Genomic DNA, 23,457 nt, shown 5'->3' with positions numbered 1-23,457 from the left:
ATATATCGTACCTTTGTCGTATTGAGTTCCGATGAAAATCAATGAAATCAAAAGAAGCAAGTTGAGTTACTAATTCGTTACCTGAAATTGAAAAAATGCTTATAATTTTTTGTATATCAATAACTTAATGAATTAGTGTGAATTTTAAAATATAAAGGTTTTCTTTCGGGGGACAATTCTTCTACTTTAACCTTCACTACCGCTTTATCTCCTACCATCTCCACTTCAACCACTGGACGAATAGGAATATTAAACATAGAAGCACATTGTGTAGCAATATCTGACTGAATTTGGTCTGGATTACTAACCCCCGTCACTTTATATGACGGAAACAGCGAATGTTCTTCTCTCTCTATCCCTAACACAATAAGACCACCATTCAAATTTGGTTCATTGGAAAAGGCATTTACCGACTCTAAAAAAGATTTCTCTACTTTATCGCCTTTTTTCACTTCTAACGAAGAGTTTTCATCAATGGTATTCAACCATTCCATTATTTCTTTCACTCTCTCCATCCCCTTACATCTTATCATTTAACATTTTTTCCAACGCTTCAATGGCTTGTTGTCGTTGCGTTTGCAAATCTTTAATTTGAGCAATGATCGCGCTTGGTTTTTCGTAAGCAATCGCTTCATAAACAATCTCCTTATATCGATTGATACTAAGGTCGTAATCGTTTGCTACAATATCCGCCTTGGAGACTAAAAAAGATTTTTGAGTGCGGTCTCTGCCTATGCGTTCAGGGTTTTGCCAATCGAGGATAATCGACGGAATGTCACAGCGGCCCTCGGCATCAGCTAAGACGCTCTGAGGTTCGGCAAAAACGCTCTCCATCTGTTCGGACGAGAGAAGAGGGGTCCTTTTATCATCCAAACTGAACCCGTCAGCCGTCATATCATAAAACCAAACCTCATCCGTACCGCCAGAATCGGTTTTCGTGAACAAAAGGATGGCTGTGCTTACGCCAGCATAGGGTTTGAAAACCCCACTGGGCATCGAAATTACCCCTTGCAAACGGTGCTTTTCGATAAGTTCCTTGCGGATGTTCTTGTGGGCGGTACTATTGCCGAACAATACGCCGTCAGGCACAATAACAGCTGCTCGACCACCCAGTTTCAAAAGTCTTAAAATTAAGGAGATAAAAAGCAATTCGGTCTTTTTTGTTTTGGTGATTTGAAGCAGGCTGCTTTCTACCTCGTCGTAATTCAAAGCCCCTTTAAATGGCGGGTTGGCCAGAATCAACGAATATTTTCCGGTGGTGGAGTTGCCTTCCGCCAGCGCGCTTCCGCCTTCAATATTAGGGGTTTCGATACCGTGAAGTTGCAAGTTCATTGATGCAATACGCATCATGGAAGGGTCAATCTCAATGCCATTGAACATTTCCTGCTGGTAATGCGTTCTAAATTCTTTTTCCAAAAACCAATCGTTACATTTATCAAAAAGATATTCGCTCACCGCTACCAAAAATCCTGCCGAGCCCATTGCCGGATCGCAAACGGTATCTGTTTTTTGCGGCCGCATCAATTCCACCATCATGCGGATGATGTGTCTTGGTGTACGAAACTGCCCATTGGTACCCGCTTCGGCTATTTTACTCAGCATATACTCGTAGAGATCTCCTTTGGTATCCCTCTTGTTGAGTGGAAGCTTATCTATTTGTTGGACTATGCGATCGAGCAGGTTTGGTGTGGGAATCATAAAGGTCGCTCCCTTCATATACTCCGAAAATTTACCCCCTCGCTCTCCGAGAGTTTTCATAAAATCGAAAGCCGTTAGGTTGTCTAAATTAGGATTGGGACGCGTGAAAATCTGAAACATTACTTCCGAATCCTTATCCTTAAAATAGCTCCATCGCAGGCTGTTTTGTTTTTCGGTATAGATGGGTTTATGTTGAGAATGCCCCAGTAGATTGATTTCTTTTTCGATTAATTTTTGTTTTTCGTCCAGTTGTTTCAGGAAAATCAGATAGGTGAACTGTTCGATGACAGTGAGCGGGTTAGTGATGCCTCCCGTCCAAAAGTCATTCCATATTTTGTCAATTTGGGATTTTAGTTCGCCAGTGATCATGCTTAAAAGGTTTTTTTATAGTTTAGGAAAAATCATCAAATCTAGCAAAGATACAAATTTAATCAACGAAAAAGCATTGCAGAATGCAGAACGGAAAAGAGAAAAATCGTTGCGGCATCCACGGATGCCGCAACGATAATACCGGATATCTATTCTTTAGGCAGGAGGTGGGCTACAACCGCTACTTGCTGCTCGGGATGGGCATTAGTATCAATCCGTTGGATGCGCAAATCCAAGAGGTTTTCATGGCCCATTTTAACGAGTTTATAGAAAATTCGGTTTTCGGTACGCGGGATAAATCCTAATTTATATCCTTTGTAATAGAGGGCTACGGCACGATGGTCAAATTTGTTATCGGCTTCGTGTTCCAAATCGAGTTTGGTGCCTATTTTCAGTTTTGAAAAGCATAATACGCCATCATAATAATTGAATCCTGCGATATGAAAATTAACTAAATGCTCGCGTTGTTGTTTTCTTTTGGTTTCCATTTTTAGGTTTTTTCTGTGAGTTTTGAATAGGATCTGATGGATCGGAGTTAACAGTTTTTTTTCTCTAGGATTTCGCCCAGCTCGATGGTGAAGTTGCAATTATCTACGGTAAGTAGATCGCCTGCATCTAAATCCACATCCTCATCTATATCCAGGCGTATTTGTTTGATTTTTACAATCATTTGAGGTGCGTCCTTGGCATAACCCTGCTGAAATCGAACGGTATCGTATTGCTTTACATCGCTAATGTAGCCCTCCTCATCAAAAAGACATAGCCGTTTGATATAGAAATCGGTAAAGGCTCTGTACTCTTCGGTTTTGTTACCCGAAAGAATTTCGTTGAACCATTGTTTGGCTAGAACCAAGTAGAGTTGTTGTGATTCTGTTTTCATGATACTTATTTTTTTAACTGGTACAAACTTAGTTTTCTCCTGTGCAGCCTATTTGCATTGATAATTAATTTTCATTTTTTCGATGGTGGTTTTCAGTTGATCGACCAAAGACTGAGGAGTTAAGACGCTCATATTTTCGCCGTGGGATAGGATGAGAGCTTTTAGTTCGTAATTTATTTTCACCTCTAGATGTAGCAAATTTCCCATAATTTTTTGCGAACCATGGAGGGGTTTGGATTGGATGTATGGAAGGATGGCGTCGGATAGTTCGATTGTTACTTTTTCCAAAGGAAGGTTGGGGTCGTTGGTAACGCCGATGATTTCATCAAAGTAATCATTGAAGTCTATGGTGTTTTCCCGATAGTCTTGTTCGCAAGTCTCAACAGCAACAATGCGGTCAAGGGGCATATTTTGCAGGGTATCAAGCTGATGATTCCATCCGAAAAGAAACCAGCGGTTATTGTATTGTTTCAGGAAGTAGGGCGATAGGGGGATTTTTTTTGATTGACTGTGCTGAAATCCTTTATATTCGATAAGAGCTGTCGTTTTTTTTAGGATGAAATGATAGAGCGGATTAAGGTATTCTATTCCTTTCAGGTATTGGTTTTCCTCGAATCCTATAATTTTATTTTTGGGAGTTTCGTTTAGGATTTCCGAATCCAGTTTGGCCTGAAGAGATTGTAACCAGTCAAATCCCGGGAGATTGTGGATTCGGTTAAGGGTTTCCATGGCTTGCCTCAGAATGGTTTTTTCGGTTTCGCTAACGGGCTTTTTTAGGATAGAGAAATCGGGGTTTTCGTAGCGGTAAAAGACGCGTTTTCCCTCTTTAAACCGGCCGATGGGGGCTTCGAATCCGGCTTGACTTTCCATAAATTTAAGGTCTTCCAGTAATTGTCTTCGGGAGATGGAAGTCGGCTGCATATAGTGTTGGCTTAAAGCTTCGCTACAATAGTCGATAAGATCTTCGATGAAGAATTTTTTGTAGGGTGTTGCCAGGCATTCGTCTAAGGCTTTATAGCGAATTTGAGCGTTTTTGTTGGTTGACATGACTAGAACGTGAATGGTTTTTCTACGAATGTAAAAAATATTATTCGAAAAACGTTCGAGAGGCGTATCAAATGAAAAGCGGCGGTCTAAAAAAGACCGCCGCTTTTACCAGCTACATCATCGGCATATCTTCGCCGGAATCTTCGTTGCTGTTGTTTCGTTGGCGTTTTTTCTGTTCTATTTTTTCGCCTTGTTTGAAGCGGTAGGTTAAGGACAGAAGTATTTGCCTTGGCATAAACTGCATGTATTGTTCGCGTTCGAAATTATCACTGTAACTGATGTTTCTCATGGCACGCGAGTTAAAGATGTCCTGAATGCTGAACGAAATGGTTCCGTCGCCTTTCCAAATGGTTTTATTGGCTCCGAAATTTACGGCATACATTTCTTTACGGTGTCTTGAGGCTGTTTTTTCAGCTCCTCTGAAGAAACCTTGGAGCTGGAGGTTGAAGGTTTTGTCTACTTTAAAGGTATTGGTCATTCTCAAACGGCTGGAGAATCCTTTACCGGCGAAGGAGAATGGTTTACTCATAATATTGGGGTCGTAGTATTCGCCTTGGCTGGTATAGTGGTAGAGGTTTACGTTAGCCATAATTTTCCACCAAGGTAAAAGGTCGGCGGTGGAATTGAGATCCAAACCGATATTGGTTTCCGATCCGACGTTAAAGGGACGGGTTACCAAAATTTGAGACGCCGCAGACTCTCTTACCACTACCATTTGGGTGGTATTGGTGGTGTGTTGGTAGTAGAGTGTTGGGTTGATGGTGAATTTTTTCTTTTGGATAGCGTAGCCCAATTCGAAGGAATTGATATAAGACGGATCAAGATCCGGATTTCCTAAGAATTGATTTCGGTCGTCATTGATGCTGAAGGAGTTGAACGGGATGAGGAACCAAGACCTCGGGCGGTTGATTCTTCGGGAATAGTTGAGTAAAAGTTGGTTGTTGCTGCCTTCGGCGATGTCGTAGCTCAAAAAGACGCTAGGGAAGAGTCCGGTATAGTGTTTTTTTATGTTTTCGGAATTTCCGGAGAGGTTGTTAAACGTGACGTTGATGTCCGAAATTTCGGTTCTTAATCCGAGTTGATACCCCAGTCGGCTGGTTTTGCTTTTGAATTGAGCATAGAATGCATTGAACATTTCCGTGTAGACGGTTTGGCTTGTAAAGTCGGGACGCAGCACAAAAGTAACGTCATCGAAAGAGCGGGAGACGTTGTAGTCGTAGTCATTCTCGTTACGGTCGAAGCGGTAGCCGGCTTCGAGCTTGGATTTTTCGCCGAGAGGGAGTTCGTAATCGACTTTTCCGATTAACGTGTTGTTGACGGTGCTTTGGTTTACGATGTTTCTGGAGACGAAATTACTTTCTTGGGTCTCTAAGATATTGGAGTAGCCGTCGTTGTTGTTTTGCTGGATACTGAACGAGGTGAAGAGGTTATGCCCCGAGGAATTGAATTTGTAATCGAATCCCAAATCACCTTGAATGACATTGCCGCTGCCTCCACCTAAACTAAGCCGTTGGGAGGTCGCATTTAGACTGCGGTCGGCGTTCAGGGTTTGGTAGGTTACCAAATCACGGCTTTCGTTTTCGTTATAGCGAATCATTCCTGAAAGATTCAGGGCTGCCTTTTCCGAGAGATCTACCGTGAAACCGCTGTTGGCATTGTAATATTTTCCTTTGTTGTTATTGTCGCTGCTTTGGTTGAGAAAGGAGGACGTTCCGTTATTGTCGAAATAGCGGGTGTTGTTCCAGCGGTTGTTTTTTCTTTCGTTGTATCCGCCGCCGCCGTTAACGTACCAGGTCCAATTTCCTTTTCGCCAGCTTAGGTTGGTATTTAGTCTGGTGGTAGGCAGGTAACCAAGGGCGCCTTCTACGCTTCCGTTAAATCCTTTGGTTTTGGTTTTTTTCAGAATGATGTTAAGAATTCCTGCGGTTCCGGAAGCCTCGTACTTTGACGAAGGGTTTGTAATGACTTCGATCCGCTCGATTTGATCGGCGGGGATGGATTGCAAGGCATTGGCATTATCGTCAATTCCTAAGAGAGAGGAAGGTTTACCGTTGATGAGAAACCTTACGTTGGTGTTTCCTCTCATGGAGACGGTTCCGTCGGTGTCTACATCAACGGAGGGGACATTGCTTAGAACGTCCTGAAGGTTTCCACCTTTACTCAAAACGTCGGTGGAAGGGTCGTACACTTTTTTGTCCAACTCCACGCGGTAAGGTTTTGTGGAAGCGACGGTAATGGTGACGCCTTCGATGTTTTTGGTCGGAGCCAATGTAGCCGATTCTTCCGGCAGGAGGAGGATGGATTCTTGAGTTCCGGCCTTTATAATTTTGTTTAGGGTGTGCTTTTTATGGTCGATGGCTTCTACGGTTACGTCATAATTTCCCGGAACGAGTTTTAGGCTGTAATAGCCGTTTTCGTCCGTGAGTACGGCATCGCTGTGAAGTTTGTCGACTTTGGAACTGAAAGTGACGGAGGCGTAGGGAACGGGATTGTTTTTTTGGTCTACAATTCTTCCGTTGATGTCTGCTTTTTCTTGTGCGAAGGCGAATACGGCTGCGGAAAGTAGCATTCCGGCACTAAGGATTTTTCTGGGGGTAAAAAGGGTAATTTCGGTTCTATCCATTAGGTTTTTATTAATGCTTCCACTTACCTTCTGTGAGGTAAGTGGAAACGGGATGAAAAATTAATGATATTACAAGGAAGAAAGTTTCTGCCTCGTTGTTTTGTACGGTTCTTAGATGGGGCAGAAAACAAAAGGTTAAAATAAAAATGGCAAAAAAGTTATTTTTTTATGTTTTTCGTGTTCAGCCATTGCTGGTAATCCCTTGCATTTTTAGCGTGTTCCGTATCGCTGGCGGTAAAACGGTGGTAGCCGAAACGGTCGGGATCTGCCGCCATATAGATGTAGCTGTGCGCTTCGGGATTTAGGACGGCATCCACTGAATTTTTATCGGTAATGCAGATGGGACCTGGGGGAATGCCCGCGTTGGCGTAGGTGTTGTAAGGCGAGGGATGAGAAAGGTGGCGGTAAAGCACCCGTTTAATTGGAGTCGTAAAATTGGATTCTTTGTTAATGGCGTAGATCACGGTGGGATCGCTTTGCAGCTTCATGCCTTTTTTATAGCGGTTGAGATAAAGTCCGGCGATGGTTTTTTGTTCGTCGGGTTTGCCTCCGGATTCCTTGTATACGATGGAAGCTAAGGCGTAGATTTGATTTCGGGTTAGTCCGCTTTGTTTTTCTTTTTCCAGACGTTGGGCGTTCCAAAAGGTTTGGTATTGTTTTTCAAAGGTTTCGAAGAAGGCTTCGGGAGTTACGGTCCAAAAGAAATTATAAGAATCGATGAAGAAGAATTTTTTTAGATCTTCGGCATTGTTTAGACCTTTGGACCGGGCAATGGCATCGAGTCCTTTCACCATGGCGGCAGAATCGATTTCGGTTTTTCGGCATACGCGGCCGACCATTTGGTAAACGTCGCCGAAATCGCCTATTCTGAACGTGTGTGGGCTTTGGTTACCGGCTTTAATCATATTGACCAGGTCGGTGTTGTTGGTGCCACTTTGGGTGCGGTAGCGTCCGGGATGGAAGTAGCGGTTCATGTTTTTGTCCAGAGCGACGGCTTCAAACGAGGAGCGGTCTTTCAGGTACGGTGCAACCGAATCTAAAATTTGTCCGAACTGGGCTCCGGTAGGGATGTGAAAATAGCCTTCTTTTTTCACATTGTTGGCGAAGTATTTGCCGTAGAATTTCAAGCCGAAATAACCGCCTGCACAGGCAAGCACTAAAGCGAGGATAAGGATTGTTTTTTTCATTTTTTTCGTAGGGGATTAAAGGTCTATTTTTCCTCTGAACACTTGCTGAGCGGGGCCTTCCAACCAGATGTTGTGGAAATGGTCATTGTTTTGTTCGGCATAGACTTTTAGATTTCCGCCTAATACTTTTATGGCAACGCTGTTTTTCGGGGTACTTTTAAGGAAGGTTAATGCGGCGGCGGTAGCTCCTGTGCCGCAACTGTAGGTTTCGTCTTCTACGCCTCTTTCGTAGGTTCTGACAAAAAGGGTTTGGTCGTCTTTTTTCTCGACGAAATTCACATTGATGCCTTCGCTTTTGTAGGCTTCGGCGTTTCGGAGGTTTCGGCCTTCTTGGTAAACGTCTAAGGTCTGAAGCGAATCCACGTAACGCACGTAATGTGGCGAGCCGGTATTGAGTACGAAATCTTCGCCGTCTTTTTCGATTTTTTCGACGTCAATCATTTTCAGTTTGACGATTCCGTTGTCGATTTGGGCTTCGTGCGGGCCGTCGATGGCTATGAAACGGCATTTTTCCTCGAAAACATCCAGAAAATGAGCGAAAGCCACGAGGCAACGTCCGCCGTTTCCGCACATGGTACTTTCGTTTCCGTCGGCATTATAATAGACCATTCGGAAATCGAAAGCATCGTTTTCGTCGGTTTCCAAAAGAATGAGGCCGTCTCCACCGATTCCGAATCGGCGGTCGCAGAGTTTTTCGATGAAAGGTTGTTGTTTGGGAAATTGCAGGTCGCGATTGTCAATCATGATGAAATCGTTTCCGGTTCCTTGGTATTTATAGAATTCGATGGTGTTTTTCATAACGTTTTTCCTTGTTTTTATACATTAGGGAGATCATGGAACTCTTGCCATGATATTATTTTTTTAACCAAATCGGCGCCAAAGATACGAAAAGAGACTTTGCTCTTTTGGATGAATCCTTTTACGGTTTAGGGGTAATTTTTTTTGGAGGTAAACTTTTTCGCCATTCCAGCCATCCTATTACGGCCAAAACGGTAAAAACCAAATATTGGAAAGAGGTCAGGCCGAGGCCTTTATAAAGATACATAGGGACGGAAATCAGATCGCCCACAATCCAAAAAAGCCAATTTTCTATTTTGCGTTTGGCCATCAGCCACATTCCGATAAGAAAAATCGCGGTGGTCAGGACATCGAGCCAGTTGGCCCAATCCAAATGATCCAATCCTAAAGTAACGCCCGAGAAGGAAAAGTGATTATCGATAAAGGGTTTATAGTAATATACGGTGGTCACCAAAATAAGACTGGCGGTAAAGAGCATGCTCCCGTAGACCCATTCTTTTGGGGTGGTAAGGGCTACTTCGACATGAATTTGGTCTTTGGTGTTTTTAGACCACAACATCCAGCCGTAGAGGCTCATAATCGAGTAGTAAAAATTAATCATCATGTCGCCCAACAAGCCGAAGACGAAAAGGATATACACGTAGATGACCGTGGAGACGATGCCGGTAGGGTAAACCAGAATGTTTTTTCTGATGGAAAAGAAAACGCTCATTAGCCCGAACAAAACGGCTACGGCTTCCAAAATGATTTGATAACTTTCGTAGCTTTCGTAAGGCTTTAGAAATAAATCGTAAAAATCCATGCCTCAAATTTAGGGTATTTATCCAATAAAAATGAGGTTTTCTTTTCAAGTAGGGAGAGAAGAAACCGCGTGGGATAGACGCGGTTATTTGGATAGGGGATTTTAGGGTTTTATTTTCCGATTTAATGTCAGCCATCCGCCTCCGTTATAGACTTCGGTGTAGCCGCTGCTTTTGAGAAACGATTTGGCACTTGCGCTGCGCATCCCCGAGGCGCAGCAGGTGATTATTGGCTTGGTTTTGTCTTTTAGCTTGGCTAAATGTTGAGGAAGTTGGCTTAGTGGAATGTTGATTGAGCCTTTAACGTGACCGCCGGCGTATTCACTAGGGTTTCTTACGTCAATGATGACGGCGCCTTGTTTGGCGAGTTGGGCAAAATCTACACTTTTAATGCCGAGGAGTTTTTTGATTTTTTCTATCATGACCTTTTGATTTTTTTGCAAAAATAAAAGCTGTCAAAGGTTTTGATGGTAACATAGGTTACATTGTATGGGGGGGAATCGGTCGGAAGGTTTTTATCGGATTATAATAGAAATTTAATTCTTTCTTATTTTTACGGGATGAAAGTGTTGTTTTTTGTGATTCAGTGTTGTTTGCCGCTTTGGTGGTCTGCTCAGGTTTTGTCTTTGGAAACGCTGTATTCGGATGATATAAGTATAAGGGCGATCGAGATTGATGGGGATCGGGTATGGTATGCGGGGATAGGGTCTAAAATGGGGTATGTCGGTTGGAAAAACCCGACTGATCGTTTGCAGATTACCCTTCCGGTTGAGGGGTTGGAGTTCAGGACATTGGCAAGGCGAGGCGACCGTTTCCATGCGGTGAGTGTAGGAGCTCCGGCCTATTGGTTTACTCTTGATAAGCGTACGTTAAAGGCGGAGCTTTTGGAAAAAGATACGGTTTCTACTGTTTTTTACGATGCGTTTGTCTTTCGTGGGAAGCGTGGAGTTGCACTCAGTGATCCTCGTAAAGGAGGTGTTCCTCATGTGGTTTTTGTGGGGGCAAAGGGGAAAAAGGCTGAGGCTTGTCGTATCCCTTTTTATAGTGATGGCGAGGCGCATTTTGCAGCGAGTAATACCAATGTGGCGATGTGGGGGCGAAAGGTTTGGGCGGTCAGCGGAGGGCATAAAGCCCGGGTGTTTCGCTTCCGATGGGGGAAGCCTTGCGATTGGGAGGTGGCGGAAACGGATTTTGTTCAGGGAAGTTCTTCGCAAGGGATTTATTCCGTTGATTTTTATAGGGGGCGCTTTGGGGTAGCGGTTGGAGGGGATTACACCCGACAACAGGCTAACGTTAATAATATTGCGACCAGTTGGGATGGAGGCAGGACTTGGCAGATTCAGGCTTCGGGGCAGAATGTGGGGTATATGACTTGCGTTCGGTTAAGACCTGGTTCGAAGGGGAGGGAAATGGTAGCGGTGGGGGACCGTCATATTTCCTATTCTGGAGACTACGGACGGACATGGGTGAAACTTTCCGATGAGCGGGATTTGTACACTTTCCGTTGGGTGGATGCCGACCATCTTGTTTTTGCGGGTAAGAATAAAATCGTGCGGGGAAAACTGGCCGGATGGGAAAAACTCAGAGGGTATGCCGGAGTAAGAGAATAATATTTGTTATTTTTGCGGAATGAATCAGTCGCTTATCGATAAATACAATATTCCGGGGCCGAGATACACTTCTTATCCTACGGTTCCGTTTTGGGACGAATCTTCTTTTTCCGCTCAGAATTGGGAGCAGACGGTGCTTCGCTCCTACAAGGAGAGTAACGAAAAGGAGGGGATTTCCATTTATATTCATTTGCCTTTTTGCGAGGCATTATGCACGTTTTGCGCTTGTCATAAGCGGATTACCAAGCAGCATAGTGTCGAGGTGCCTTATATTGAGTCGGTGCTTAAGGAGTGGCAGCTTTACCTCAAATTATTCAGTAAGGAAGGGGGAGAAGGGCAGAAGCCGAAGCTCAAGGAGTTGCATTTGGGGGGAGGAACACCGACGTTTTTTTCGCCGGCTAATCTTAAAACTTTGTTGGAAGGGATTTTTCAGACGGTGGAGATTGCAGAACGCCCGGAATTTTCTTTTGAAGGGCATCCCAATAACACGACTTACGAGCACCTGAAGGTTTTGTACGACTTGGGCTTTAGACGTTGCAGTTTTGGTGTGCAGGACTATGACGAGAAAGTACAAAAAGCCATCAATAGAGTGCAATCTTTTGAGAGTGTGGAAAAAGTGACCAACTGGGCCAGGGCGATCGGGTACCAAAGCGTTTCTCACGACTTGGTTTTTGGTTTGCCGCATCAGAACTGGGAAAAGATGGAACATACGATTCGGCGGACTTTGCAGCTTCGTCCGGACCGATTGGCGTTTTACAGTTATGCTCATGTGCCTTGGATTAAGGGGGTGGGGCAACGCGGTTTCGATGAGAATGATTTGCCTAGTGGTGAAGAGAAGCGTAAGCTTTACGAAAACGGTAAAAAGCTGTTGGAAGAGCTGGGGTACAAGGAAGTGGGGATGGATCATTTTTCTTTGGAAAAGGATGAACTTTACCAAAGTTTGATTAATGGAAATATTCATCGTAATTTTATGGGCTATTCATCCAGTAAGACGCAGTTGATGATTGGTTTGGGGATGTCGGCAATATCGGACAGCTGGTATGCGTTTGCTCAAAACGAGAAAAGTGTGGAGGCGTACCAAAGTCGGGTTGAGAAAGGAGAAATACCTGTGTTTAGAGGGCATATTCTTGACGAGGAAGATTTGTTGATACGCCGTCATATTTTGAATTTGATGTGTCGTTTGGAGACTTCGTGGACGAACGAAGCAGAGATTCCCGAGATTGAGGCGGTTGTGGAACGATTGGAAGAAATGCAGGCTGACGGTTTGGTGGAGATTTCGGAGCGGGCGATTCGGATTACCGAGAAGGGGCGGGCGTTTACGCGAAATGTGGCGATGGCTTTTGATTTGCGGATGCTTCGCAATAAACCGGAGACCCGTATTTTTTCGATGACGGTTTAGGAGATCACCGGCCGGCTTTCCAAAGGGAGCCGGCCGATTTTTTTGATGGTTCTTTTGTTTGCTTTGAAAAACGATAAAAAAAACGTTTTTTTCGGAGCAAAAACCATGGTTAAATAGTCTTAATTCGTTTGGAAATCATTATATTTGCCGACTAAAATTTAATGTTGTATTAAAATGCAAGGAAAAGGACTTATTACGCTGGTGGCGGTGGTTCTGGGGCTGATTTGCCTCAACGAGCTATTGCCGACTTGGTACGCCAGCAAAATTGAAAGACAGGCCACGGCATTGGCGGGGAACGATCCCGTGAAGTACCAAAAAGAGATGGCGAGACTTTCCCAAGACACTTTGAACCTCGGATTTACGAAACTTTACTACTCCAAAGCGAAAGAGAAGGAGATGAAGCTGGGGTTGGATCTCAAGGGAGGGATTAATGTGCTTTTGGAAATCAACCAAAGGGACTTGGTCAATAACCTTACCAATTATTCGACCAATCCGGTGTTAATCGAGGCACTAAACCGTACGGATGAAGTGCAGAAAAACTCTACGGCATCTTACATTGATAATTTCTTCAACCAATTTGCCCTCGTTAATCAGGAGAAAAAAGCCAACTTGAAACTGGCGGATCCCGATATTTTCGGAAATACGAATCTTTCGGAAATCAAATACAATACCAGCGACGAGGAGGTTAAGCGCATTGTAAAAAACCGAATCGAACTTTCCACGGGAACGGCTTACGAGGTAATCCGTACGCGTATCGACAAAATGGGGGTAACCCAGCCCAATGTTCAGCGGGTTCCGGGGACGGGGCGTATTTCGGTGGAAATGCCGGGAGTGAAGGATATCGACCGGGTAAAGAAAATGCTTCAGACATCGGCTAAGCTTCAGTTTTGGGAAGTTCAGCAGATTCAAGAGGTGTTTCCATACTTTCAAAACCTTAACACCCTTGTAGCGGCAAAAGGCGATTCGATGGGGGTTGCCAAGTCGGCGAACTTTGAGAAAATGCTTCAGTTGGAAAGCTTGGGATCCAACGGGGTGGCCAACGTGAAAATTTCCGATACAGCGGCCATTAACAAAATATTGAACAGCAAACTGGCTCATGCGGCCAGACCGGCGAACCTAAAGTATACCCAATTCCTTTGGGGGTATAAGCCCGAAGCCGGCGATGAAAATAATTTGGTGCTTTATGCCATTCGTGGGAACATCAACCAAAAGGCTCCGGTAGACGGAGCGGTAGAAAGTGCTAACATCAGCTATGACGAATTGGGAAGAATTGTCGTGGATATGCAGATGGATAGCAAAGGGGCAAAAGACTGGGCCGTGCTGACAGAAAAAAATGTCAACCGTCCTGTGGCAGTTACATTGGATAACGTGGTTTATACGGCGCCTAATGTTATCAACAAAATTCCTAACGGACGGACGCAAATTTCGGGGAATTTTTCTCAGGAAGAAGCTCAGGATTTGGTGAATGTTCTTGGAGCCGGAAAGCTTCCGGCAGGAGCTAAAATTGTCCAGGCTGAAGTGGTAGGGCCTTCATTGGGGGCGGAGTCCGTAAAATCGGGGCTTTACTCTTTCCTTATTGCTTTTGCCATTATTATTGTTTATTTGGTTCTTTACTATGGTGGTGCTGGGATTTACGCGGTGATAGCCATGGTGATCAACTTGTTCTTCCTTTTAGGAATTATGGACTCGGTGGATGCCACGCTTACTCTTCCAGGGATTGCGGGGATCGTGCTTTCCATGGCGATGGCTATCGATGCTAACGTGATTGTTTACGAGCGGACGAAGGAAGAATTGTTTGCGGGTAAAAACATAAAAGAGGCCTATAAAGAAGGATTCAATTTTTCTTTATCGGCGATTATCGACGGTAATATTACCTCTTTGCTTACGGCGATTGTTCTTTATGTTTTTGGAACGGGTCCGATTAAAGGTTTTGCCGTAACGTTGGGAATCGGTATTGTGATGTCGATGTTTACCTGTGTGCTTTTGACTCGGGTGATGATTTTCAGTCGTTTGAACAAAGGCAAGGGGCTCAGCGTATGGACTTCGTTGTCTAAGAATCTTTTCAGAAGCACATGGTTTGATTTTATCGGAAAACGAAAAATTGCTTATGTTATCTCTGGATTGATTACTGTGGTGAGTTTGGTTTCAATTCTTACCAGTGGTTTCAAATACGGGGTGGATTTCAATGGCGGTCGCAGTTATGTGGTTCGTTTTGACAAGGATGTTGTGGCTAACGAGGTGCAAAACGATTTGGAAAAACAATATGTGGGCGCCGATGGCGAAAAGAGCGCGGTGGACGTTAAAACTTTCGGAACCAATAACCAGCTGAAAATTACAACCAACTACCGTATTGATGAGGAAAGTCTGGAAGCAGATCAAGGCGTGGAAGCCAAATTATTCGAGGGACTGAAGAAGTATCTTCCTTCAGGAACAACTTTGGAAACCTTTAAGAATCCGGGCGAAGGAGTCGGGGTGATTAGTTCGGTGAAAGTTGGTCCTACGGTGGCTGACGATATTACAAAAGCTGGAATTATGGCTTGTGTGCTTTCTTTGATTGGGATTTTCTTGTATATTTTGCTTCGTTTTAAGAAGTGGGAATTCTCTACGGGAGCCGTGGCTTCTTTGGCACACGATGCGATTGTTATCTTGGGGGCGTACTCTTTGTTGAAAAACGCAATGCCGTTTAACATGGAAATCAATCAGGATTTTATTGCTGCGATTCTGACGGTGTTAGGGTATTCCATCAATGATACGGTGATTATTTTTGACCGGATCAGAGAGTTTCTTCAGGAGAAAAAAGCTCTTACATTGGCGAATTTGTTCAACGATTCCATTTCCAGTACTTTGGGACGGACGTTTAATACGGCTTTCCTTACTTTCCTTGCGATTTTGGCTATTTTCATTTTCGGAGGGGAGAATTTGCGGGGCTTTATGTTTGCCTTGTTAATCGGGGTTGGCTTTGGAACATATTCCACTTGGTTTATTGCTTCGGCGGTTTCTTACGATCTTTTGAAGAAAAAAGGGTTGAAGGGGGCTGTGAACGACAAAAACAGCGATACTCAATCTTAAAAAATAAGTGCTTTGCACTATTTGGAAAGCGATCCTCTCAAGAGGGTCGCTTTTTTTGTGTAATCTCATTTTTATCATAAGAATAATCGTTAGAATGATGGCAATAATTTTTATCTTTGTTCTATGGAATACAAACAGCTTATTATTCGCGGAATATCCTATAGCCAAACCCAATCGGGGGCTTACGCCTTGCTTTTGGAACATGTGGAGACGTCCGTTAAATTGCCGGTGGTGATTGGGAACTTCGAGGCTCAATCCATTTCTTTGGGATTGGAGAAGGATTTGCAGTCGCCGCGCCCGCTAACGCACGATTTGTTTACCAAGTTTATTCATTCGGTGGGGTTTGATATTATTTCGGTGGTGATTTATCAGATTGTGGACGGGGTGTTTTTTTCCAACATCAACTTGCAAAATCAAGCAACCGGTGAAGAACTTGTGCTGGATGCCCGCACTTCGGATGCTGTGGCGATGGCGGTGCGTTTTGATGCTCCTATTTTTACCACCGATCAGGTATTGAACGAAGCGGGAATCGTTTTGGAACTGGAAGAAACCCTTTCGGAGGAAGAACGCGAGGAGGCGGCCATGCCGGTTTCCGACTTGGATAATTCGCTTAGAAATTATTCTTTGGAGGATTTGAATCTTTTGCTGGATAATGCAGTGAAAGAGGAAGATTTCGATCGGGCGTTTGAAATCCAAGAGGAAATAAAAAGAAGAAAGAAAAAGATAGATTAAAAGCATGGAGAGCAATTTCCGGAGGAATTAAAGAAAGATTAACGTTATGAATCTAAAATTAAGACTCACAATTCTGAGTTTTTTACAGTTTTTTGTTTGGGGGGCTTGGCTCACTACTTTGGGAACGTACGGTTTCGGAGTAAAAAAGTGGTCAGGTGAAGAGTTTGGTGCCGTGTTTTCGACTTTGGGGATTGCCTCTATCGTCATGCCGGCTTTGGTGGGAATGATTGCCGATAAGTGGATGAATGCGGAGAAACTTTATGGGATTCTTCACATTCTTTACGGAGGGATGCTTTTTTTCATTGCCAAGACGGATGATCCGACTACTTTTTTTTGGATGCTTTTGGTTGCCATGTTTTTTTACATGCCGACAATTTCGCTTTCCAACTCGTTGTCGTACACGATATTAAAGAATAACAACTACGATGTGGTGAAGGTCTTTCCACCGATCAGGGTTTGGGGAACTGTGGGTTTTATTGCCGCGATGTGGATGACTAATATCTTTAGCGATACTTATTCGCCGTTTGACTGGGGTCGAAATGTAGGGGAAAGCATTGCTTCCTTTACGGGCAACATAGTTAATGCGAACCAGTTTTATATTGCTTCTTTGTTTGCGGTTGCATTGGGCTGTTATGCTTTTACGCTGCCGAAATGTCCACCGCTTAATGTCAGTCAGGGGGCTTCTTTAGGAGAGAAATTAGGATTGGACGCTTTCAAATTGTTCCGAAGCTATAAGATGGCTCTCTTTTTTGTGTTCTCGATGCTTTTGGGAGCGGCACTCCAATTGACCAATATGTATGGAGATACGTTTCTTAAGGATTTTAAAGAGGTAGCGGCATACGCCGATTCGACGGTTGTGAAATATTCGACGATGATTATTTCCATTTCCCAGGCTTCGGAAACACTTTTTATCCTTACCATTCCTTTCTTTTTGAAGAAATTTGGAATCAAAAAAGTGATGCTGATGAGTATGGGGGCTTGGGTGTTGCGTTTTGGGTTGTTTTCTGTCGGTTCGCCGGAGGGCATTGGTTTGATTGCCATTATTTTCTCGAATGTAATTTATGGTTTGGCTTTTGATTTTTTCAATATTTCGGGATCTTTGTTTATCGAAACTTCCACGGATCAGAAAATCAGATCTTCGGCTCAGGGGCTGTTTATGATGATGACCAATGGTTTTGGAGCTATTTTGGGAAGTTATCTCAGCGGGATTATTATTACTTATTTTTTCACTTCGGCGGACGGATTAAAGGATTGGTCGGGAATATGGACGGTTTTCACGATTTACGCTTTGGTGGTGATGGTATCCTTTGCCGTTCTATTTAAGCATAAGCATAATCCTCAAGCCTTGGCTGAAGTCAAGCACTAAAAAGATGAAGGGAAGGCACTGCTTTCCTTTCTTTTTTACTCCATATTACATGAAGAAAGCCAACCTGAAAAGGTTGGCTTTTATTTTTATTGGGTGAGAAAGCGGTTATTCTTCTTCGGTAGGTAGGATGCCGGCTTCTTTTAAAATGACCTTTATGTTTTGGAAGGTGTTTGGGACTACCGTTTTTTCGATTTCATTCAGCGGTTTCCAAGCTACTTCCGTGATGCCTTCTTCGGTTTGGGGAATGGGGCTCTCGTCGCCGACATGGCTCATTTTGAACCAATACGTGGTTTTGAGTACCCGCGTGCCGTTCCGCTCGGTATAAGTATGGAATGTGGTGTTAACGAAATGCTCCAAAATCAATTCGCTTAGGGCGGTTTCTTCTTCCACTTCCCGAAGGGCAGCTTGTTCCAAAGATTCGTTTTTTTCTATTTTTCCTTTGGGCAGATCCCATTTGCCTATGCGGTGAATAAAAAGTACCTCTTCGGCTCGGTTGGTCACAATACCTCCGGCGGCTTCGATGACTTTGAACAAATGCGTGAAATCTTCCCACATTTCTTCGATGTTATTGCCGTAAACATTGATTTCGGGGCAGGAGGTGTTTTCGAGCAGATCAATGGCGATTTCCAAAGTAGCAAAACCCTCAAATCTTAAGTTCTTTTCAATATCGACAGGATACTTACTGAGCGTTAATTTTTTCTCATTCACAAAAACTTTATACATTTGTAAGGTTTTAAAGATAATGCTACAAAAATATAAAAAATGAACTTAGAAGGAAGAAAAATTATTGTAAATAAATCCGTTCAGGAGTTGGTGGAAATGCTCAACAAGCCTCAGGACTACGAACAGCTGATGCCTGAGGGGCTTCAGAAGTTTGAATCGAATGCCGAAGGGTTTAAGTTCGGGCTGAAAGGCATGCCTGAAATTGCTTTGAAAATTGCAGACGTGAATGACCAAAAAGTGGTATTGAAATCGGCTAGTTCGAGTTTAGATTTTGCTTTAACGGGACAGATGAATGCGGTTGGAGAGCATCAGACCGAGGTTCAATTGCTATTTGAAGGGAAATTTAATCCTTTCATTAAGATGATGGTTGAAAAACCGCTTCAGAATTTTATTAATTCGTTGACGGATAAAATCGAGAAACTCTAACCCCAGACTAAAAAAACAATTAAAGACCGACAGAACTTTCTGTCGGTCTTTGGTTTGTAAAAGAAAAAGCGTTGGGTTTTGCAAAAAAGTTCGCTTTGCCCAAGGGCAAAGCGAACCTATTGATGAAATGGTTATTGGTTTTATTAGTTAAAACTTCTAGTCCATCCTTGAGCCCAGCTTGGGATTCCTGTTCCGTTACCGGCTCCTTTTGCTGCTTCGTTTTCGGTGTAAGCACCAGAAATGTCGAAGGACGATTTGTCTGATTTTTCACCTTTGGCCTTGGTTCCTACGTTTTCAAATTTGACGTTGGTGATTTTCAAATCGCCTGAAGCAATGTGTCCAAGGGTGGTATCGTGCTGAATATCGATTCCGGTGTTCCAGTTAGACAATACAACGTTATCCAAATGCCCTTTGGTTCCCACTCTTAGTTTGATTCCTTGAGATTCCGATCCGGAAGTGTTTCCTACCAATGTCAGGTTAGAAATGGTTGGGAAAGAGTAAGGCGTATTGGCGTGGTTGTTGGCATTGTTGTCGGCTTCGATGCCTCGGTTGCCTCGGTTGTCGAAACGGTTGGCGTACCAGTTGCTGCCTTTACCGTTCCATCCTTCAGTCCAGTCGAAAGAGTCGTCGTCCGCACCGTTAACCACAAGGTAGTTGGAATCTACGGTTCCTCCGAACCACTCGATACCGTCGTCGTTGGACGCATAAACTTGAACATATTCAACCGTAGTTCCGTTTCCTACTCCGAAAAGAGAAAGACCGTTAAACTCTTTCGTATCACTGAAGATGGCACCAGCATACTCAATTCTTACATATCGGATGGTTCCGGAATTATCGTTGGTTACGTTTCCTCCATAAGGGGCAGCACCTACTTCAGATGATGCAGTGGTCGCTCCGGTGTTGATTGGCGCTTTTCCACAGATTACAATTCCTCCCCAGTCCCCCGGCGTTGCATTAGGCGAAGTGAAAACAACCGGTGCCGTAGCGGTACCGTTCACAAAGATTTGTCCGCCTTGCTTTACCAAAACGTATCCATTGGTTCCGGCTGTAGATTCGATTCTTGTTCCGGCAGGAATAACCAATTGCCCTCCGTCCTCAACAATTACGGGACCGGTCAATTTATAAACCAAACTTGCATTCAAGGTGGCAATTTCTCCTGATTTTACAGTACCTTTGAAATCGTTGTGGTCAAAAGAAGAACTTACAGTTTCGGTGTTTTCATTGTTTCGGTCGTTACAAGAGGTTACACTGGTGGTTCCGAAGGCAACAAGTCCTGCTATTGCCAAAATGGTCAAAAGATTCTTTTTCATTTTTAATTGATTAAAAGATTTATTGGTTTAGTTTAAAATTTATAAGATAACCCTAAGCCCATGCTTATCCCTCGCTGGTAACGTTGAACCGTAAGGGTTTGGTTGGTGTTTTCTTGCACTCTTTGGATGTATGGGTTTAGTAGGTTTCTTGCACTCAGGCTTAATCCGAGACCGTTTTCCAAGTTAAGTTTCAGTACGGAATCCAATGTGGAGAAACCTTTGTCGACCAAATTTCCCCGGCCGGTATAGCCCAAAGAGTAGATATTGTCCGAAACATAGGAGTACGCTACGACGAAATCCATTGTGTTTTTGTTCCATTTGTATTCGTACCCGAGATTCAAATTAGCCAAGAAGTCGGAAGCTCCCTGAAGTTTTTCTTTGGTTTTGTTGAAATTGGTAGACAGTCCGATGGTTTTGTTTTCCTTAAACGTTTTCTGATTGTCCAATTCCTGTTCGGAGTTAATATACGAGGCGTTAAGGAAGGTGTAGAATTTGGATCCGTTGCCCAGTTTAATCAGGTTTTTTCGGAATTCCAATTCCGCTCCGAAGACCCGTCCGGAGTTTCCGCTATTGACGAAGGATTGTTCGTTGGCAGAAGAAACAATGGTAACTCTGGAAATTGGATTGACGATGTGTTTTCCGAAAGCCGTCACGGACAAAACTTCACCATTGGTCGGGAAGAATTCCCATTTAAAATCGACGTTGTAGTTGTCCGATGGTTTCACGTCCGGGTTACCGTAGCTGGTTTCGTTTACTTCGTCATAGGCAAAAGGTGCAATTTCCAAAATCAAAGGGTTGGTGTAGGTTTTGGAAGAAGCGAGCCTTAGGTTGCTTCGGTCGTTCAAGACGTATTTTAAGTTGAGTGAAGGTAAGATTTTATTGTAAACTTTGTTTTGTTTGCCTTCTCCAAAAACCTGAACGTCCCAGCTGATAAGTTGATCCAAACGGTCGTAACGTAGCCCGAGTTGTCCGGAAAGTCTCTCGGAGGCTTTGTATTCAAGGATACCGTAGCCGGAGTGGTTAAATTGGTCGGACCAATAAGTGGCCGGTTTCAAAGCGTTGGACGTGCTTCCGGCTAATCCGCGGAAAGTTCGGATATCGAACGCACCGGCGAGGTAGTTGTTTTGGTTAAAGAAAATATCGAAATTGTTTACATCCACAAACATCATGTTATTGGTAATTCTGAAGTTGTATTGGGTAGCCGAAAAATCGGTTTGGATGTATCGCCCTTGGTAGCCGAGGGTTAGTTTTGTTTTTTCGTTGGCTTTATAATCGAGATGCAAATCCCCTACGGCATCACTTTGTTGGAATTGGTCGAAATAGCGGTTGTTGTCTCCCGTGGAGTTGTTGGAGAATTCCCAATTGCCGCGGTGGTTTTGGCGGGCGATGTTTTGGGTTCGGTCGGGACGTTTGCTGTCAAGGTAATTGAAACCCAAATTCCAAACCAAATTAAGTTTATCGCTCAGTTTATTATCTCCGGCCAATTGGTTGATGAATAAATCGGTGTTTTTGTATTCGCCCCGTCGGATGTAGCCGGTACCGTTTTCGGCATTGTCCCGTATGAAGCCTCTCCATATCCCTAATTTTTGTTCGGTGGAATGGATGTAGTTGGAGGTTAGTTTAAATTTATGGTTGGCGTTGGCACGATAGAAGAGGTTAACCACGCCCATCGTATTGGTGGCATAGGTGTTTTGGATGGCGTTGAGCTCGTTAATACGATCTCCCCCTGCATCGTAGGAGTTTTGAGGGCCTTCGATGCTGTTGTAGCCGTTGTCAAAACCGCCGTAAGCGTAAATGTTCAGCCTGCCACTGCCTAGTTTTACGGTGCTTCCCGTTTCGAAATTCATACTGGAATTGAACGGATTGTAGATGACTTTGTTGGCTAATGAATTTTTGAAGACATAGCCTCTGTTCAGGATGGCGTTATTGGATGGTTTTTCGGTAACCTGATAGCCGAAATAATTAGGGCCGTGGTTTAGTAGAAAATGGTTCCGCTTGGTGGTGTTGAAATTAATAGAAGACCCCAAACCGATTTTAAAATAAGGTTTTCCGCTGTGTTCTTTACTGGAAATATTGATGTTGGCTCCGTTCACGTCTCCGAATATTCTTGGAGAATAAACTTTTTCCAAAGCGATAAATTCGACGATGTCTGTTTTAAAGATGGCAAGGTCGATGTTTTTGTATTTCGGATCGGAAGAGGGAATAGGCAGGCCATTGATGGTGGTGGCATTACTGCGATCGCCAAGTCCTCGGACGAAAATAACTCCGGATCCTTCTTGCTTTTGGGTTCCTGTGGCTTTGGTTACGGCGGTGGCAACGTCGCCGATTCCTTGTTTGGACAGCTGAACCGCGCCGACTCTTTCGATAACTTCCACGGCGCGTTTTTGTTCGGCAATGATATTGCTTTCGGTTCCTTTTTTGGTTGAACCTCTCAATATAACGCCTTCAATGCGCTTTTCGTTTTTCAGGGAATCTTTTTGCCCATAGAGTGCTGCGCTGGTTATTAGGAAAAGGGCAGCAATGCTTATCGTTTTTAGTTTCATTGTTTTCTATGTCGTGCCTAAAAAGTTATGCTGCAAAGAAAGTAATACTCTGATGGATAGCTGTTTTAGTAACCTTTAATTAATCTTTAATAAAAAATTAAGAAACAAAGGGTTGTGTTAATTTTGTGTGAATTCACTTTGGTCTGTTCGAAAGCTCATGAGATTTAATTAAATTTGACAGCTTAATAAAGTAAGAATGACCCCGAAAAAAATTCTTTTAATTGATGACGAGCACGACATTTTGGAGATTTTGTCGTATAATTTAGAGAAGGAAGGCTATCAGGTTTACACGGCGGACAATGGCACCGACGGTATCGAGAAAGCCAAGGAAATTTACCCTGACCTTATACTTTTGGACGTGATGATGCCAGAGAAGGATGGGATCGAGACCTGTCAGGATCTTCGTAAGTTACCCGAGTTTCAAAAAACGCTTATTGTGTTTCTTTCGGCTCGCGGGGAAGAGTTTTCCCAGTTGGCGGGGTATCAGGCAGGCGCCAACGATTATGTGGTTAAGGTTATTAAACCTAAGGTTTTGATTTCCAAGATTAATGCGTTGCTTCAGCTCACGAGCAAGGCGGAAGAGGTGCATAAAGTATTGGAAATAGGCAATATGATTATTGATAAGGATAATTTTCGGGTAACGCAGAACGGACAGGCTTTTCTTTTACCTAAAAAAGAATTCGATTTGCTTTATCTTCTGGCGTCGAATACCAAGAAAGTGTTTAAACGTGAGGAAATTTTGGAGAAGGTCTGGGGGAACGATGTTATTGTGGGCGAACGGACAATAGACGTTCATATCCGCAGGCTTCGGGAGAAACTTGGAGATACGGCTATACAGACCCTAAAGGGAATTGGCTATAAATTGGTCGTGTAAGGC

20 protein-coding genes are annotated in these 23,457 nt (G+C 43.6%); 7 read left to right on the top strand and 13 right to left on the bottom strand.

The features are described 5' to 3' along the window. Positions 1–116 precede the first annotated feature (116 nt). From VQ048_RS03780 to VQ048_RS03735, 10 genes are all read right to left on the bottom strand, one after another. Complete coding sequence (locus tag VQ048_RS03780) at positions 117–515, bottom strand: AlbA family DNA-binding domain-containing protein (RefSeq protein ID WP_327610353.1); 399 nt, start codon at positions 513–515, stop codon at positions 117–119. Positions 516–519: 4 nt separating this feature from the next. Further along, complete coding sequence (locus VQ048_RS03775) at positions 520–2,067, bottom strand: type I restriction-modification system subunit M (protein ID WP_327610352.1); 1,548 nt, start codon at positions 2,065–2,067, stop codon at positions 520–522. Positions 2,068–2,216: 149 nt separating this feature from the next. Next, positions 2,217–2,555, bottom strand: coding sequence for an HIRAN domain-containing protein (locus VQ048_RS03770; RefSeq protein WP_327610351.1), 339 nt, complete (start codon positions 2,553–2,555; stop codon positions 2,217–2,219). Positions 2,556–2,602: 47 nt separating this feature from the next. Continuing rightward, positions 2,603–2,947 (bottom strand): hypothetical protein, encoded by a 345-nt coding sequence (locus VQ048_RS03765; protein ID WP_327610350.1) that lies wholly within the window; start codon positions 2,945–2,947, stop codon positions 2,603–2,605. A gap of 48 nt (positions 2,948–2,995) precedes the next feature. Then, the gene (locus tag VQ048_RS03760; RefSeq protein WP_327610349.1) at positions 2,996–3,994 is read right to left on the bottom strand and encodes a helix-turn-helix transcriptional regulator; all 999 of its coding nucleotides are present in this window, start codon (positions 3,992–3,994) and stop codon (positions 2,996–2,998) included. Positions 3,995–4,106: 112 nt separating this feature from the next. Next, positions 4,107–6,617, bottom strand: a complete 2,511-nt coding sequence (locus VQ048_RS03755; RefSeq protein ID WP_327610348.1) for a TonB-dependent receptor domain-containing protein — start codon at positions 6,615–6,617, stop codon at positions 4,107–4,109. Between the two features lie 158 nt (positions 6,618–6,775). Continuing rightward, complete coding sequence (gene mltG, locus VQ048_RS03750) at positions 6,776–7,804, bottom strand: endolytic transglycosylase MltG (RefSeq protein ID WP_327610347.1); 1,029 nt, start codon at positions 7,802–7,804, stop codon at positions 6,776–6,778. A 15-nt stretch (positions 7,805–7,819) separates the two neighbouring features. Next, a complete protein-coding gene (gene dapF / locus VQ048_RS03745; RefSeq protein WP_327610346.1) occupies positions 7,820–8,602 on the bottom strand; it encodes a diaminopimelate epimerase in 783 nt (260 codons plus the stop codon). Positions 8,603–8,723: 121 nt separating this feature from the next. After that, positions 8,724–9,404, bottom strand: coding sequence for a nicotinamide riboside transporter PnuC (pnuC, locus tag VQ048_RS03740; RefSeq protein ID WP_327610345.1), 681 nt, complete (start codon positions 9,402–9,404; stop codon positions 8,724–8,726). Between the two features lie 102 nt (positions 9,405–9,506). Then, positions 9,507–9,824 (bottom strand): rhodanese-like domain-containing protein, encoded by a 318-nt coding sequence (locus tag VQ048_RS03735; RefSeq protein ID WP_327610344.1) that lies wholly within the window; start codon positions 9,822–9,824, stop codon positions 9,507–9,509. Between the two features lie 138 nt (positions 9,825–9,962). Between VQ048_RS03735 and VQ048_RS03730 the strand changes: the two genes are divergently transcribed. From VQ048_RS03730 to VQ048_RS03710, 5 genes are all read left to right on the top strand, one after another. Continuing rightward, positions 9,963–11,012 carry a beta propeller repeat protein gene (locus VQ048_RS03730; RefSeq protein ID WP_327610343.1) on the top strand — a complete coding sequence of 350 codons (1,050 nt, stop codon included), beginning with the start codon at positions 9,963–9,965 and terminating at the stop codon, positions 11,010–11,012. A 19-nt stretch (positions 11,013–11,031) separates the two neighbouring features. Further along, a complete protein-coding gene (gene hemN / locus VQ048_RS03725; RefSeq protein WP_327610342.1) occupies positions 11,032–12,411 on the top strand; it encodes an oxygen-independent coproporphyrinogen III oxidase in 1,380 nt (459 codons plus the stop codon). 174 nt (positions 12,412–12,585) lie between these two features. Next, the gene (gene secD, locus VQ048_RS03720; protein ID WP_327610341.1) at positions 12,586–15,480 is read left to right on the top strand and encodes a protein translocase subunit SecD; all 2,895 of its coding nucleotides are present in this window, start codon (positions 12,586–12,588) and stop codon (positions 15,478–15,480) included. A gap of 123 nt (positions 15,481–15,603) precedes the next feature. Next, positions 15,604–16,212, top strand: a complete 609-nt coding sequence (locus VQ048_RS03715) for a bifunctional nuclease family protein (protein WP_327610340.1) — start codon at positions 15,604–15,606, stop codon at positions 16,210–16,212. A gap of 46 nt (positions 16,213–16,258) precedes the next feature. Further along, positions 16,259–17,578: a nucleoside permease gene (locus VQ048_RS03710; protein WP_327610339.1), complete on the top strand. Its 1,320-nt coding sequence runs from the start codon at positions 16,259–16,261 to the stop codon at positions 17,576–17,578. A 105-nt stretch (positions 17,579–17,683) separates the two neighbouring features. On the opposite strand, the gene VQ048_RS03705 is transcribed toward VQ048_RS03710, so the two are convergent. Next, positions 17,684–18,301, bottom strand: coding sequence for an NUDIX hydrolase (locus VQ048_RS03705; RefSeq protein ID WP_327610338.1), 618 nt, complete (start codon positions 18,299–18,301; stop codon positions 17,684–17,686). 39 nt (positions 18,302–18,340) lie between these two features. Here VQ048_RS03705 and VQ048_RS03700 point away from each other — a divergent pair, with 39 nt between their 5' ends. Further along, a complete protein-coding gene (locus VQ048_RS03700) occupies positions 18,341–18,727 on the top strand; it encodes an SRPBCC domain-containing protein (RefSeq protein WP_327610337.1) in 387 nt (128 codons plus the stop codon). Positions 18,728–18,870: 143 nt separating this feature from the next. On the opposite strand, the gene VQ048_RS03695 is transcribed toward VQ048_RS03700, so the two are convergent. Then, positions 18,871–20,037 (bottom strand): beta-helix domain-containing protein, encoded by a 1,167-nt coding sequence (locus tag VQ048_RS03695; protein ID WP_327610336.1) that lies wholly within the window; start codon positions 20,035–20,037, stop codon positions 18,871–18,873. Positions 20,038–20,069: 32 nt separating this feature from the next. After that, the gene (locus VQ048_RS03690; protein ID WP_327610335.1) at positions 20,070–22,580 is read right to left on the bottom strand and encodes a TonB-dependent receptor domain-containing protein; all 2,511 of its coding nucleotides are present in this window, start codon (positions 22,578–22,580) and stop codon (positions 20,070–20,072) included. Between the two features lie 196 nt (positions 22,581–22,776). On the opposite strand from VQ048_RS03690, the gene VQ048_RS03685 reads away from it, so the two are divergent. Then, complete coding sequence (locus tag VQ048_RS03685) at positions 22,777–23,454, top strand: response regulator transcription factor (protein ID WP_327610334.1); 678 nt, start codon at positions 22,777–22,779, stop codon at positions 23,452–23,454. The last annotated feature ends 3 nt before the right edge of the window (positions 23,455–23,457 follow it).

The organism is Bergeyella anatis (assembly GCF_036016955.1).
Taxonomy (GTDB): Bacteria; Bacteroidota; Bacteroidia; order Flavobacteriales; family Weeksellaceae; genus JAYWXI01.
Note: the sequence above shows the minus strand (reverse complement) of the source record. Positions and strands in the feature narration are given on the sequence as shown.

Excerpts from the sequence above, each read along its gene's own strand:
- VQ048_RS03780 (WP_327610353.1), bottom strand. The coding sequence starts at position 515 with ATGGAGAGAGTGAAAGAAATAATGGAATGGTTGAATACCATTGATGAA.
- VQ048_RS03775 (WP_327610352.1), bottom strand. The coding sequence starts at position 2,067 with ATGATCACTGGCGAACTAAAATCCCAAATTGACAAAATATGGAATGAC.
- VQ048_RS03770 (WP_327610351.1), bottom strand. The coding sequence starts at position 2,555 with ATGGAAACCAAAAGAAAACAACAACGCGAGCATTTAGTTAATTTTCAT.
- VQ048_RS03765 (WP_327610350.1), bottom strand. The coding sequence starts at position 2,947 with ATGAAAACAGAATCACAACAACTCTACTTGGTTCTAGCCAAACAATGG.
- VQ048_RS03760 (WP_327610349.1), bottom strand. The coding sequence starts at position 3,994 with ATGTCAACCAACAAAAACGCTCAAATTCGCTATAAAGCCTTAGACGAA.
- VQ048_RS03755 (WP_327610348.1), bottom strand. The coding sequence starts at position 6,617 with ATGGATAGAACCGAAATTACCCTTTTTACCCCCAGAAAAATCCTTAGT.
- mltG (WP_327610347.1), bottom strand. The coding sequence starts at position 7,804 with ATGAAAAAAACAATCCTTATCCTCGCTTTAGTGCTTGCCTGTGCAGGC.
- dapF (WP_327610346.1), bottom strand. The coding sequence starts at position 8,602 with ATGAAAAACACCATCGAATTCTATAAATACCAAGGAACCGGAAACGAT.
- pnuC (WP_327610345.1), bottom strand. The coding sequence starts at position 9,404 with ATGGATTTTTACGATTTATTTCTAAAGCCTTACGAAAGCTACGAAAGT.
- VQ048_RS03735 (WP_327610344.1), bottom strand. The coding sequence starts at position 9,824 with ATGATAGAAAAAATCAAAAAACTCCTCGGCATTAAAAGTGTAGATTTT.
- VQ048_RS03730 (WP_327610343.1), top strand. The coding sequence starts at position 9,963 with ATGAAAGTGTTGTTTTTTGTGATTCAGTGTTGTTTGCCGCTTTGGTGG.
- hemN (WP_327610342.1), top strand. The coding sequence starts at position 11,032 with ATGAATCAGTCGCTTATCGATAAATACAATATTCCGGGGCCGAGATAC.
- secD (WP_327610341.1), top strand. The coding sequence starts at position 12,586 with ATGCAAGGAAAAGGACTTATTACGCTGGTGGCGGTGGTTCTGGGGCTG.
- VQ048_RS03715 (WP_327610340.1), top strand. The coding sequence starts at position 15,604 with ATGGAATACAAACAGCTTATTATTCGCGGAATATCCTATAGCCAAACC.
- VQ048_RS03710 (WP_327610339.1), top strand. The coding sequence starts at position 16,259 with ATGAATCTAAAATTAAGACTCACAATTCTGAGTTTTTTACAGTTTTTT.
- VQ048_RS03705 (WP_327610338.1), bottom strand. The coding sequence starts at position 18,301 with ATGTATAAAGTTTTTGTGAATGAGAAAAAATTAACGCTCAGTAAGTAT.
- VQ048_RS03700 (WP_327610337.1), top strand. The coding sequence starts at position 18,341 with ATGAACTTAGAAGGAAGAAAAATTATTGTAAATAAATCCGTTCAGGAG.
- VQ048_RS03695 (WP_327610336.1), bottom strand. The coding sequence starts at position 20,037 with ATGAAAAAGAATCTTTTGACCATTTTGGCAATAGCAGGACTTGTTGCC.
- VQ048_RS03690 (WP_327610335.1), bottom strand. The coding sequence starts at position 22,580 with ATGAAACTAAAAACGATAAGCATTGCTGCCCTTTTCCTAATAACCAGC.
- VQ048_RS03685 (WP_327610334.1), top strand. The coding sequence starts at position 22,777 with ATGACCCCGAAAAAAATTCTTTTAATTGATGACGAGCACGACATTTTG.